The sequence below is a fragment of the Alteromonas lipotrueae genome (genome assembly GCF_019249255.1).
GTDB classification, from domain to species: domain Bacteria; phylum Pseudomonadota; class Gammaproteobacteria; order Enterobacterales; family Alteromonadaceae; genus Alteromonas; species Alteromonas lipotrueae.
The window spans coordinates 107,668-120,072 of record NZ_JAESDJ010000009.1 but is presented as its reverse complement, the minus strand read 5'-3'; the positions used below and the strand labels follow the sequence as shown (position 1 = coordinate 120,072).

Sequence of the window (12,405 nt, the reverse complement as noted above, 5' to 3'; positions counted from 1 at the left end):
GTATTTTGTATATCAATCGGTATACAAATCGGGAAAATGAAACTTTGCCATGGCTAGCGTAAGCGCGACTTCATAAACACTTTGTCTAGAAGCGTGGTTAAGAGTAAGCAAGCCAATCGCGCCCCCTTTTTGCTTCACATTAGTAGTATTGAATAACTTATCCATTACTGGGCCTAGTTCTTCGCCCCGTTGTAATGCTTGATACACACTAACCGGTAACGGCAAGTTGGCACTTCGGCCTATCGACATACGCCCGCCGTTATAAATAGCCACGTAAGCAAAGGTAGCAGGGCCGTCTTCGAACACATCAACACCACCTTCAATAGCCACATACCATGAATCGTTGGTGTCGTCTTGGTGCATATCAATAAGTGCTTTTACACGGTTCACCGCGCCTAGCCGAGTTTCCTCTTCGCTCATTGGCTGCTCAGATACCCCACTAGGCACGCCAACTTCGTACACATCGAAATCTTGCTCTAAGGTAATGGATAACGTGATGTGCGCCGCATTTACCTTGACGGGGTTTTTAGACCCTACAAATAATTTACTCAGCATGTTTACCGCCTTCGTCGCTAGAGACAGGGTTTGCCAAGATTTCCTCAATCATTAGGCGATAGTCGGTAACAGCAGGAAATTCGGAAATATTACGATGAGGCAACGTGTGATCTGGATTATCAACCGCAAGAAGGTGCTGTATGCCAAACTCTTTTGCCGCATCTAAAATTCGTATGGTGTCGTCTACAAACAAGGTTCGCGCTGGATTAAAGTTTAAGCGTGCACGCAGCTTCTGCCACAGCAACTGCGACTCCTTCGTGACACCAAACTCGTGCGTGGAAATCAATTTATCGATATGCGCGTCTAACTGTGTACGCTCTATTTTTAACGATAAACTACCAGGGTGGGCGTTAGTGACTAACACCACCTCGCGACCAGATTGATGCAACGCCTTCAAGAAGGGAACGGTATCGGGGCGAATTTCGATAAGATGCGCCAGTTCACGCTTAATTGGCATAATATCGATATCCAGTGTTTCTGCCCAATAATCGAGACAATACCACTGAATTTGGCCGTGCACCTTTTCATAATGCGAGGCCATCATGTCTCGACATTCTTGTTCTGGAATGCCTTTGATTTCAGCCAAACGTATTGGCAAATGGTCTAGCCAAAACCGGTTGTCGTAGTGCAAATCCAGTAGGGTGCCGTCCATATCCAACAACACCGTATCAATTTCATTCCAGGGCAGAAAGGGCAAGCGATTTTCCTTATAATGAAGTAAGCTAGTTACAGTAGGTATGATAACAAAGTTGTAGCAAGAGACATGCGAAAAATTGACCCGAACAAGCCATTACCGCAAATTCACAATCGGGAAATTGTTGCCCAAAGTAAGCTTTTTCGCGTAGAGCGCCTAGACTTAGAGTTTTCTAATGGCGCAACGCGGGAGTTTGAACGGATGGCAGGAGGCAATCGTGGCGCCGTCATGATTGTTCCCATGATTGATAAAGATACCATGGTATTGATTCGCGAATATGCCGCAGGTACTCACACCTATCAACTTGGCTTTCCAAAAGGCCTTATCGACCCTGGCGAATCCGCCCTTGAAGCCGCCGATAGAGAATTAAAAGAAGAAGCAGGTTTTGGTGCGAACGACCTGATTGAATTACACAAAGTTAGCATGGCACCTACCTTTTTTAATGCCAACATGACCATTGTAATAGCAAGAGATTTATACCCTGAACGACTAGAGGGTGATGAACCAGAGCCATTGGAAGTGATTCACTGGCCCCTTGCTGAGGCAGACGCGTTACTGGCTCGTGAAGATTTTATTGAAGCTCGCTGTATCGCTGCGCTGTTGCTTGCTCAAAAATGGTTGAAGGACCAATAGATTATGCCCGATGAACACCCCCACAGCGAACTATTAGAGCTCGCAAAAACCGTTGCCGTTGAAGCCGGCGAAGCTGTGCTTAAAGTGTATGATAAAGGCGATTTTGACGCTTACCAAAAAGAAGACGATTCTCCGGTTACTAGCGCCGACTACCTTGCCAACGATATTATTGTTAAACGCTTAAGCGACGCCACCCCCAACATTCCTATTCTGTCTGAAGAAAATAAGCATGCCAGCTTGGAAGAGCGAAAAGATTGGCCGCGTTATTGGCTTATCGATCCTATCGACGGCACCCAAGAGTTTATCGCCAGAAGTGGTGACTTTGCGGTGAACATTGCGCTTATTGAAAATAATCAGCCTAAGATTGGTGTTATTTTCTGGCCCCCTGGCCAATCGCTCTATTTTGCAGAAAAGGGTAAAGGGGCATTTAAATCGTCACCCGACGGGGAAGAGAAGATTGCCGTCCGTAAGCTTGATGATCCTAAAAACAGCGTGGTTATGATTGCGATTAGTCGTAGGCAAAGCCGCGAGAAAGTATTAGGTCGTATGTGTGCAAAGCGGGTTTATCAAACCCTACCATTGGGAAGCTGCTCACTGAAAGCCTGCTTTATTGCAGAAGGTAAAGCCGATGTATTTATGCGAATTGGCGTAACGGGTGAGTGGGATACAGGTGCATCACAGTGCATTGTATCTGAAGCCGGGGGCAGTATTGCTGCCGCGAACTTCGAACCACTTACTTACAACCAGCGCCATTCGCTAGAGAACCCAGATTTTGTGGTAATGGGCGATCAAAGAGTGCCATGGAAAGATGTTGTCCAGTATAATGACTTTGTAAACCCTCATCGTAATTAGTGCGTTAGGTTATTTGGTCTATGCCATCTTCGAGTAATCTCGAGTGGACATTATTATTATTTAAAGGAGTAATATTATGGTGACGACACGTATTCGTAAGGTAACAACTGCCTTGCTTGCATTCGGTCTTGCGTTTCCTGCACTTGCTGACTGGAAGATAGATGGCGACACCAGTGCTTTGCATTTCCTTTCTACTAAGAATTCACAGATTACCGAAGTGCATAAATTCGATAGTTTTGAAGGCAGTTTATCGAATGCCGGAAAACTGCATGTTACGGTTAATTTGGCGTCGGTAAATACGTCAATTGATATCCGTAATACACGTATGCAAGACATGCTATTCAATGTAACTGAATTTGCTGAAGCCACCTTTGACGCAACCCTACCTGAGTCAATGCTAAATTTAGCCGATGGCGAAGTGGTTAGCGGTAGAGTCGACGGTATTTTAACGCTGCATGGTATGGCAGTACCTACAAGCTTCTCAGTGATGGCGAGTAAAGTAGACACAGATACTTTAACGGTTTCAACAATAGCGCCTACGCTAATTAAAGCAGCGTCTTTCGGGTTAGCGGCAGGTGTTGAAGCACTTCAAAAAATTGCAGGGCTTAAAAGTATTACGACCACGGTTCCGGTTTCTTTCTCCGTAACTTTCACGCAGTAAATATACGCTCTATAAAAAAAGCCGGGGCTTTACCTGTGAAGTAAAGCGACCCGGCTTTTTTGTGTCTAGTAGTTTATTTTCAGCGTGTTAGCGCTATATAGCCGCGTAGTGCTGGGGAGCTAGCGGCGAGGTAAGAACACCTCATCTTTAGCTGTTACTACTAGGTATGCGCTAACACAAACAAGGCTCTACGCGTTATTGACCAATGCTGGGCGCATAGGCAGCGGCTTTTCACTTAATACCTGTTCAGGCATGGTTACCCACAAGCTTTCAGGCAGTGCTGGCTCTTCTGCCTTGTACTGAGACAACGCGAAGTAATTCATAGCCACCCGCAAACGCTTAAGGGCGGTACATTCATTCACTTCTTGGTCAATAACAAACACGCCCCATTTACGCATTTTTATACCTAAATTATCACTGCTAGTAATACGAATAACCGGCGCGGCGAGCACCATTCCAATTAAAACCGGTAGCAACCACATAAATAAAGAGGGTGTGAAGTGGAAGGTCGTTACGCCCCATATTACCGCCAAGCAACTCATAAGCTGCGTATGTTTAAAGGCAACGCTCCATGGCACTTTTTTACCTTCACGCTCTTGTGCTTCCCATTTAACCGAGTGCCCAACAAACACACTTATTACGAAGAAACTATGATAAAACATCATGAGCGGCGCAATAAGAATCGCCATGGTAATTTCTGCCACTGCGCTTTTCAGTAACGACATGGCGCCACCAAACTCTTCCCTGCGCTTAATTAGCGCAAGCACGATACCCAGCATTTTTGGCAAGAAGAGTAGCGCAGCAGTTCCCCACATGGTAACCATCATCATATCTTGACGGGCTACCTGCCAGCTTGGGAATAACTGGTATTCAGATACAAAGAAGTCAGGCACTGATGTGGCGCGAATAAGGGCATCGGCTGTACCTAACGCTAGCATGCAAAATAAGACCAGCGATGAAATATACGCAAACGCGCCAAATAAAAAGTGAAGACGGTTAGCCGCTTTCAGGCCTTTCACGTTCAGCAAACCTAAATGCTGGATGTTACCTTGCACCCAACGACGGTCACGAATAGCGTAATCAACAACGTTGCTAGGGACTTCTTCATAGCTGCCCGTGGTATCTGTCAGTAAATAGGCCTGCCAGCCTGCACGGCGAAGCAGCGCGGCTTCAACAAAGTCATGACTTAGAATTTCACCACCAAACGGTGCGCTGCCTTCCAATTTAGGTAAACCGCAGTGCTGCATAAAGGGCGCAATGCGAATAATCGCGTTGTGGCCCCAATAGTTGGCGCTGTCTGTTTGCCAAAACGACAAACCAGTTGCCAGCATAGGGCTGTAAAGGTGCGCCGCAAATTGTACAAATCGGCCGAAGAAGGTATTTTGACGTACCGGCATAGGGATAGTTTGTACTAATGCGGTATCTGGGTTTTGTTCGAGACGGCGGGCTAAATCTAACATGCGCTCGCCCGTCATTATGCTGTCGGCATCTAGCACAATCATAGATTCGTAGTTCGCACCCCAGCGTTCACAAAATTCTTTTAAGTTACCCACTTTGCGATGAAGGTTCTTTTCCCGGCGACGATAAAACACTTGTGAGGCGAAGCTGCCTAAACGTTTCGTCATACGCTGCCATGCGCGAAGCTCGGCATCCGCCTTGGTTTGATCGCGGGTGTCACTTAACATGTAGAAGTCGAAATGATCAGCGTGTGGCGTATTCATTAACTCGCGGACACACGCTTCAAAGCCCACCATAATTCGGCGTGTATCTTCATTATATACTGGCATTACCACCGCATGACGCTCGGTTAATTGAGTGGCTTCATCAGGCTTACTTTGCTTTTTACGCAAGCTTAAAGGGTCAATATTAAAGAGTTGGAGTACAAACCCGATAATACCGGTCCAAAATGCCATACAGAGCCAAGCGAACAATATTAGACCTAAACCAAGCTGAGCTATTTCAAGCTTTGTTAACCCATTTGGAAGAAAAATTTCATAAAGGCTCCAACCGGCCAAAGCCGTACTCGGAAGCACTAACATTGCCATTATAAATACGCGCATGTGCTCTCCTGTCGTGATGAATCGGTCACGCTTTGTTGAGGATGTTGGGGAAATGGAAGTATTACTTAGGTTGGTAGACATAATTCCAAACCTCACTGATACGTTTGCCATCTAGCTCGATATAAGCACGCATATCTACCGTGCTTTTGTCTTTAGGCTTAAGAAGAAAAGTAGCACGCCACTCTTTCCCTTCATTAGCGGGGTAAAGGCGCTGCTGAGAAATTGCACCATTGCTACCTTGCACAATAAGCTTGGTAGCGTCTGGGTTAACGCTTGTAGCCGTGTTTTCATTAGCTGACATTTCGGTCGAATCCATATCAGGTGAAGCGAAGTCAACAATAAAGCGGCGCTGAGTCTGCTTCGCTTCATCTTTTACTTTCTCACCAGGTAACGACGGTTTGCCTTGGCGTGTGCGAATAACAGTGGCCAACTCGCTAACAAATGCGTTTCGCTCTACCGTTTTTAAGGTGTACGCAAAATAGCGAGATTCACCACTAAGTAACGGTGCTTCAGGCACCCAGTAGGCTACAATATTGTCGTGCGTTTCTGAGTTAGTCGGTATTTCTACCACCTCTAACCGGCCTTTCTCGAACCCCTCAGTAGGGGTTACCCAAAGACCTGGGCGAATATGATAGTTTGCTTCAGCATCCAAGTAGCTTCCCCACTCACCATCGCGCTGCAACATGCCAAAGCCTTTCGGTGCACTGTCACTCAACGAGGTAATTTGTAGCCTTGCCGGGTTAGTCAGCGGACGCCAAATCTCTTCATCGGCATGCGTCACCATTAACACGCCATCGCTGTCATGTACTTCAGGGCGGTAGTCATCTGGACGCTTTTCACTGTTTTCGCCATAAAGAAACATACTGGTAAAAGGGGCGACACCTAGTTTTTCTACATCTTCGCGGGCAAACAACCAGCTTTGCACATCAACCTTTGTATCAATGCCGGGCTCAATAACAAACTTGTACGCTCCAGCCACTGACGGACTTTCCAGTCGTGCGTAAATCGTAATAGGCTGGCCTTCTTTAGGCTCAATAAGCCAAAATTCAGTAAAGTGAGGAAATTCTTCCCCTTTCGTGAGGGCAGTATCAATGGCAAGCCCGCGAGCAGAAATACCATACACTTGATTCTTACCCACTAAACGAAAATAAGACGCCCCTAAAAATACGGCAAACTCATCTTTGTATACTTCATTTTTCAATGGGTAATGAACGCGAAAGCCTGCAAACCCCGTTTTATCGTTAGTCAGCCCTGCTAACGGCGCTGCTTTGTCGTCATAGCGAAACATGTCGCTAGTGAAGGGAATGCGCTGAGCGCTATTGAATTCATCAATCGTGTGAACTGTCACAGGTAATTGATAGAGAAAGCCGGGGTGAAAAAACTGTACTTCGTAGTCGTTTTTGCCGTCCCACAAGCTTTTCTCAGGATTAAAGCGAATAGCGCGATAAGTTTGATAATCAATTGATTTTAACCCTTCATCGAGACCATGATCGTTTTGCTCATAACCTTGCTCAGCAGACGCTTTTGCGGCATCGATAACAGATTGAAGAATAGGGGATGCATCACGAGGTTCGTTGCTATTACTCACCTCTTCAGCATTAATCACTGGTGCGACTAATAATGACAACACACAGGCCATCACAACCGCAACGCGAGAGTAAAGTGACATGAGGCCTCGCTTGGTTACTTTACTGACACTCGTCACGCCATCAAAGCGGTCTTGTTTATACTCTTGCTGCATGTCGTTATCTCCATGAATTAGGGCTATGCCAGAACGCGTTCAAAAAAGTCACCTGCTAACTCCATAGATGAATGCCCAAAGGTGCTTATTTTGATAGGAACCTCGCTGCCCCATAAAAGGAAGAAGAACTGGGTAGCGAATTAACCGCGCTTGAACTCATAAGAGCAATTGCAAAGAATGATCCAACTTATTGAAAAGGGGTTGAAAAACCATCAATCGCCTTATTTTCAAACATTTACAAAAGTTATTTTTGAATTGGAGGGCCATCTTCCACTGTGTAAAAACGTACCAGCCATTAGACGAAAGGATATAGTGTTGTTTTTTAGATACACATTTAGCGGATTTTGTTGTTCAGATAATCAACGCTGTTTGATAAACCTGTTTCGGTAAGAGAATGCACTCGCAGCTAAAAACCACTATCTTTCTGTTAGTTATAGAAAAATCGTCTGTTAAACCATCAACCCATAACGTAATTGGCAAACCCTTTGCAAAACAAACTTCAGATTTAACAATGGAATTCGCGATATTTGTTTGCATATTACGATGCACAGGTTCGCAAAATTTGAAACGCAGGTATTTTTTCTTTCTGCGATAAATAGGAGTTTTTTCAATGCGTAAAGCAATCACTTTACTGACAGCACTTACCACTACCGCAGCCTCTGTTGCTTCTTTTGCAACGTTAGCTGAGTCTCCAGACTGGCGTTATGTAGAAGGTGGCTATAGCAAGATGGATTTTGACGATAACGAATCGTTCGAACCCGATGGTTTCGTACTAAGCAGCAAATACCTATTAAACAGCAACATTTACTTAAACGGTGAATACAGCAACTTTGAAGAAGGCAGCTTCGATTTCGATATGCTAACCCTAGGTGCTGGTTACAGAATGCCACTTAACGCCACTACCGATGCATATTTCGGCGCCAACTTTGAGCGCATCGATGGCGATTTCGATGATGAGACGGGCTACAGTGTGAATGCTGGTGTTCGTTCTATGGTGACTGAGCAAGTTGAGCTTCTAGGTGAAGTAGGCTACTACGACGTTGAAGATGGCGATGCCACGTTCAAAGTAGGCGCGAACTATTATATCACCCCTCAATGGGCCGTGGGTGCCAACTACAAGCTTATGGATGACTTAGACATCATGCAGGTAACTGCACGCTACAGTTTCTAAACCTTTCTCGTTTTGGGATGCTCTCCTGATGAAAGGTAGCCGGGTCACTCGCCCGGCTTTTTTTATTCTTCAATTTACGTATAAGCTCTGTTTTAAGCTGCACGTATACCTACTTTTCTTCAGCAGACTCACTTTGGGATGTCACATCGCCTTTTGGTCTGATATCCACGCTCTCGTGAAGCTCTGAATACACTAGCACGGCCTCACCACTTTTAAGCGCATCTAATACTTGTGTCACTTTGGTTTCCATAGTGACGTCTTCAGCGCCGTATTCTGTGCCTTCTCGCAGCACAAATGCTTCCACTAAACTGTGTAGGGTTTCGGTATCAACCGCGTCGATTGGAATTATCATCTCTGCCTCCAGAAAAAAGTGAGCTCACGCTAACGATTAAGCATGAGATAAAGCCAGCTAACGTGCAAACAAGATAGGAAACTTACACGTAGGGCGTGGTGGGGTTAATGGGCAGTACATCGCTAACGTACCTTTTTACCCTTTCATGCAGCCACACTTTAGGGCTAAACACCGAACCTTGCATAAAGCCAACATGGCCACCACGCTCACTGAGTTCAAGGGTAACATTGCGTGCTAACTCTTCTTCTTTAGGCACCACTAAATGGTTCATAAAGGGGTCGTCAATACTGTGCAATACAAGCGTAGGGCAATGAATAGCGCTCAAGAAGTGGTACGCACTGCATTTCTCGTAATAGTCGTTCGCGTCTTCGAAACCATGCAAGGGTGCAGTGACTTTCTCGTCAAATTGCGCAAAGCTGGTAATGCCATCAACATCATCGCCTGTTAACTGAATAAGTTTACGATAATCGATAAACGACATCTTCTTTCGTAGCGTGGTTTTTATGCTCGATAAAAGGTATTTCTGATACACCCGCGAGAAACCGTGGTTAATTGATTTGGCACACTCCGACAACTTCAATGGTGACGATATAGCAATAGCCGCATTCAGCCATTTTTGCGCGGGGTTCTCACCAAGCAGCTTTAACAGCATGTTACCACCAAGCGAAAAGCCCACAGCAACTTTAGGGAGTTGGGGGAATTTTTGGTTTAGCCAATCAAGAAAAAAGCTCGGATCGCCGGTCTCGCCAGAATGGTAGCCTCTTGGCTTTAAATTTGGTACGCCGCTACAGCCACGATAATGCATCATCACCACTTGCCAGCCATTCACGGATAAATTGGCCATCATATCGTTGGCGTAATGTGAGCGAATGCTGCCTTCAAGGCCATGGAACATCACAATAATCCCCGAAGGCTCTGCGGGCTTTGGCCCCCATGCAACGTCGACAAAATCGTCATCTGGCAATGTTAGGCGTTCCATGCTGTATTTTAGCGGTAAGCGTTTTTGAATGAAGCGTGGCCATATAGTTTGAACATGACGGTTCTTTGCCCAACTTGGTACCCGAAAGCTGCTTTTTATAATCTTTCCATGCGATAACGCAATTTTGCTCATGCTGTTTTCTTATTTTTTCTACGACAAATGCTTTAGTAACTGGCTGATTAACTTGCGGGCTTCTTGTTTTTCTCTTAGCCCATACGCATTAATAAGTGCAGCGATAGAAGCATTGAACACACCCGACTGACCAGAGGCGCCTGAAGGTAAAGACGCTAAGCCAAGGCTGTTTACCGTTTCTACAATAATAGCTTGTTGCGTTTTTTCTAATGCTAACTCGTCATCTTTTAGCTGATTGTATCTCGCTAAAGCTTTCTGGTAGTTTGCATCTTGCTTGTCTTTTGGCTTCGCTTGCTTTCGCTCAAGCCGATGTTGCTTAAGGACGTGTTCTGATGCTTCAACGGCGCTGATAACCGCGTTTAACTGAGGCAAATTAATAATGAAGCCGTGCTCAATACACCAACATATCAGCAAAAGTATGTTTACGTTCACACCATGGCGGTCTTGCAACAAAATGGCAAGTGGCGCTACATCGCCTGTACCATAGCGACTGCCTGCGTACTGCCAAAAATCCTCTGCATTTACAATAGCATTATTGTGCTTCATAACTTGCGCGCTGCGCCTCCATTTGCTCCTGAGCATCAAGCCACTGCATCTCTTCTTCTTCAAGCTGCTGAGTGAGCTTTGCCTGTTTATCTAACAATTGCATAAGTTCGGCTTTTTTATCATCGTTATATAAACTTGTGTCTGATAATGATGCTTCAAGGGTTTTCAGCTCGCCTGAACATTTGTCCATGGCCTTTTCGTGCTTCTCTAAGGCTTTTTTCAGTGGAGCAACTTGCTTTCTAAACTCTGCTTCTCGGCGCTTTTCTTCTTTACGATCGATTTTACGCTCGCTAACAGCGCTTGCGTCTTCATTTAACGCTTTCGCATCGCTGTTCGCTTTTGCTTTTTCGGCGGCTTGTTGCTTTAAAATCCAGTCGCGGTAGTCGTCTAAGTCGCCAGTGAACGCCGCCACTTCGCCGCTATCTACTAGGTAAAAGTCTTCGCATACCGATGAGAGTAAAAATCTATCGTGCGATACCAACACCATGGCACCTTCAAAGCCTTGCAGCGCAATATTCAACGCATGACGCATTTCTAAATCAAGGTGGTTGGTGGGCTCATCGAGTAATAACAAGTTTGGTTTTTGGTACACAATAAGTGCGAGCACTAACCGGGCTTTTTCGCCACCAGACATAGGCGCAACAGCTGAAAGCGCTTCATCGCCGTTAAAGCCAAAGCCACCTAAATAATCTCTCAATTGTTGTTCGGTAGCTTTTTCGTCTAGGCGCTGTAAGTGCAAAATAGGCGTGGCGTTAGGATCGAGGGTTTCTAATTGATGCTGAGCAAAGTAACCAATTTTAAGGCCTTTGGCGGTATCGAAAATACCTTGCTTCGGGGCATGTACACCAGCTAACAACTTGATAAGAGTAGATTTACCTTGTCCGTTTCGCCCCAGTAAACCAATACGACTTCCTGGCACCAAGTTAAGCTTCACTTGCTGTAATACAATATGGTCATCATAACCTAACTGTACGTGTTCCATTTGCACAAGGGGATTAGGCAGTGCAGCAGGCGGTACGAACTCAAAACTAAATGGGCTAGCCGCATGAGCAGGCAACAGAGTTTCCATTTTTTCAAGTTGCTTAATACGGCTTTGTGCTTGCTTAGCTTTACTCGCTTTAGCTTTAAAGCGGGTAATAAAAGAGGTTAAATGCGCCACTTTTTGCTGCTGCTTTTCAAACTCTATATTTTGCAAACGAAGTCGCTCGGCACGCTGCCTTTCAAAGGCAGAATAGTTACCGGTATAGGTAATCAGCTGTTGCTGCTCAACACTGATAATTTGCGCTACGGTATTATCGATAAACGCCTTATCGTGAGAAATCAATAACAGCGTACCTTCGTAGCGCTGCAACCACTTTTCTAACCAAATGACGGCATCTAGATCTAAGTGGTTCGTGGGCTCATCAAGCAACAATAAGTCAGAGGGGCATAGTAGTGCTTGCGCCAAATTTAGGCGCATACGCCAACCACCAGAGAAATCGGTAACCGGTGCGGTAAGCTGAACGTTGGTAAAGCCCAGCCCTGATAGAATAGTCGCGGCTCTTGCTTCTACATCGTACGCGCCGGCTTGCTCTAGTTGGCCATGAATTTTACCAATCAATACGCCGTCTTCATCTTGTTCTGCTTGCTGAAGCTGTGCTTGTAAACGGCGAAGATTTTTATCACCATCAATAACGTACTCTATTGCACGTCTGTCGGTGGCAGGAGTTTCTTGTGCAACACTCACTATACGCCAATCAGCAGGCACCACACAGTCGCCTGCATCTACAGACATTTCGTTACGCAGTAAGGAAAACAAGGTCGATTTGCCACAGCCATTGCTCCCTATAAGGGCGACTTTATGGCCTGGAAATACCTGCGCTGATGCATTTTCTAGCAGCACTTTTCTGCCACGCATTAGCGATACGTTGGTAAGCTTTATCATTCATAACCTTCGCGGGAACAATTTAGGTCGCGTATAATAGCAAATTCCTATCAAAATCTGATCAGGAAATGGCTTTTCGCGGTATAATACTGAGTAAATTACGTT

General features: G+C 45.5%; 12 protein-coding genes. 4 read left to right on the top strand and 8 right to left on the bottom strand.

Annotated features, from left to right (window positions below):
• Nucleotides 1–12 precede the first annotated feature (12 nt).
• On the bottom strand, nt 13–555 hold the full coding sequence (gene yjjX / locus KYS23_RS13695) for an inosine/xanthosine triphosphatase (RefSeq protein WP_218397516.1): 543 nt from the start codon (nt 553–555) through the stop codon (nt 13–15).
• Nucleotides 545–1,252 (bottom strand): GMP/IMP nucleotidase, encoded by a 708-nt coding sequence (gene yrfG, locus KYS23_RS13690; RefSeq protein WP_218397518.1) that lies wholly within the window; start codon nt 1,250–1,252, stop codon nt 545–547. Before yrfG ends, yjjX begins: the two co-directional genes overlap by 11 nt.
• 66 nt (nt 1,253–1,318) lie before the next feature.
• Between yrfG and nudE the strand changes: the two genes are divergently transcribed.
• The 3 genes from nudE to KYS23_RS13675 all read left to right on the top strand — a co-directional run bounded on the left by nudE (nt 1,319) and on the right by KYS23_RS13675 (nt 3,395).
• On the top strand, nt 1,319–1,882 hold the full coding sequence (nudE, locus tag KYS23_RS13685; protein WP_159534078.1) for an ADP compounds hydrolase NudE: 564 nt from the start codon (nt 1,319–1,321) through the stop codon (nt 1,880–1,882).
• Nucleotides 1,883–1,885: 3 nt separating this feature from the next.
• Nucleotides 1,886–2,734 carry a 3'(2'),5'-bisphosphate nucleotidase CysQ gene (gene cysQ / locus KYS23_RS13680; protein ID WP_159534080.1) on the top strand — a complete coding sequence of 283 codons (849 nt, stop codon included), beginning with the start codon at nt 1,886–1,888 and terminating at the stop codon, nt 2,732–2,734.
• A gap of 76 nt (nt 2,735–2,810) precedes the next feature.
• Nucleotides 2,811–3,395, top strand: a complete 585-nt coding sequence (locus KYS23_RS13675) for a YceI family protein (protein WP_218419102.1) — start codon at nt 2,811–2,813, stop codon at nt 3,393–3,395.
• A 188-nt stretch (nt 3,396–3,583) separates the two neighbouring features.
• On the opposite strand, the gene mdoH is transcribed toward KYS23_RS13675, so the two are convergent.
• Entirely contained in the window at nt 3,584–5,536 is a 1,953-nt protein-coding gene (mdoH, locus tag KYS23_RS13670) for a glucans biosynthesis glucosyltransferase MdoH (protein ID WP_218419100.1), read from the bottom strand.
• Nucleotides 5,517–7,196, bottom strand: a complete 1,680-nt coding sequence (locus KYS23_RS13665) for an OpgD/OpgG family glucan biosynthesis protein (RefSeq protein ID WP_218419098.1) — start codon at nt 7,194–7,196, stop codon at nt 5,517–5,519. Before KYS23_RS13665 ends, mdoH begins: the two co-directional genes overlap by 20 nt.
• A 610-nt stretch (nt 7,197–7,806) precedes the next feature.
• On the opposite strand from KYS23_RS13665, the gene KYS23_RS13660 reads away from it, so the two are divergent.
• Nucleotides 7,807–8,367, top strand: a complete 561-nt coding sequence (locus KYS23_RS13660) for an outer membrane beta-barrel protein (RefSeq protein ID WP_159534088.1) — start codon at nt 7,807–7,809, stop codon at nt 8,365–8,367.
• A gap of 109 nt (nt 8,368–8,476) precedes the next feature.
• Here KYS23_RS13660 and KYS23_RS13655 read toward each other — a convergent pair whose 3' ends face one another.
• The 4 genes from KYS23_RS13655 to KYS23_RS13640 form a co-directional block, all read right to left on the bottom strand.
• A complete protein-coding gene (locus KYS23_RS13655; RefSeq protein ID WP_218419096.1) occupies nt 8,477–8,719 on the bottom strand; it encodes a YheU family protein in 243 nt (80 codons plus the stop codon).
• A gap of 82 nt (nt 8,720–8,801) precedes the next feature.
• Complete coding sequence (locus tag KYS23_RS13650; RefSeq protein ID WP_218419094.1) at nt 8,802–9,830, bottom strand: hydrolase; 1,029 nt, start codon at nt 9,828–9,830, stop codon at nt 8,802–8,804.
• 18 nt (nt 9,831–9,848) lie between these two features.
• Nucleotides 9,849–10,376: a TIGR02444 family protein gene (locus tag KYS23_RS13645; RefSeq protein ID WP_218419092.1), complete on the bottom strand. Its 528-nt coding sequence runs from the start codon at nt 10,374–10,376 to the stop codon at nt 9,849–9,851.
• Nucleotides 10,363–12,300 (bottom strand): ATP-binding cassette domain-containing protein, encoded by a 1,938-nt coding sequence (locus tag KYS23_RS13640; protein WP_159534094.1) that lies wholly within the window; start codon nt 12,298–12,300, stop codon nt 10,363–10,365. Before KYS23_RS13640 ends, KYS23_RS13645 begins: the two co-directional genes overlap by 14 nt.
• Between the last annotated feature and the right edge of the window lie 105 nt (nt 12,301–12,405).

Coding starts and splice junctions, on each gene's coding strand:
- yjjX (WP_218397516.1), bottom strand. CDS start 555: ATGCTGAGTAAATTATTTGTAGGGTCTAAAAACCCCGTCAAGGTAAAT.
- nudE (WP_159534078.1), top strand. CDS start 1,319: ATGCGAAAAATTGACCCGAACAAGCCATTACCGCAAATTCACAATCGG.
- cysQ (WP_159534080.1), top strand. CDS start 1,886: ATGCCCGATGAACACCCCCACAGCGAACTATTAGAGCTCGCAAAAACC.
- KYS23_RS13675 (WP_218419102.1), top strand. CDS start 2,811: ATGGTGACGACACGTATTCGTAAGGTAACAACTGCCTTGCTTGCATTC.
- mdoH (WP_218419100.1), bottom strand. CDS start 5,536: ATGTCTACCAACCTAAGTAATACTTCCATTTCCCCAACATCCTCAACA.
- KYS23_RS13665 (WP_218419098.1), bottom strand. CDS start 7,196: ATGCAGCAAGAGTATAAACAAGACCGCTTTGATGGCGTGACGAGTGTC.
- KYS23_RS13660 (WP_159534088.1), top strand. CDS start 7,807: ATGCGTAAAGCAATCACTTTACTGACAGCACTTACCACTACCGCAGCC.
- KYS23_RS13655 (WP_218419096.1), bottom strand. CDS start 8,719: ATGATAATTCCAATCGACGCGGTTGATACCGAAACCCTACACAGTTTA.
- KYS23_RS13650 (WP_218419094.1), bottom strand. CDS start 9,830: ATGAGCAAAATTGCGTTATCGCATGGAAAGATTATAAAAAGCAGCTTT.
- KYS23_RS13645 (WP_218419092.1), bottom strand. CDS start 10,376: ATGAAGCACAATAATGCTATTGTAAATGCAGAGGATTTTTGGCAGTAC.
- KYS23_RS13640 (WP_159534094.1), bottom strand. CDS start 12,300: ATGATAAAGCTTACCAACGTATCGCTAATGCGTGGCAGAAAAGTGCTG.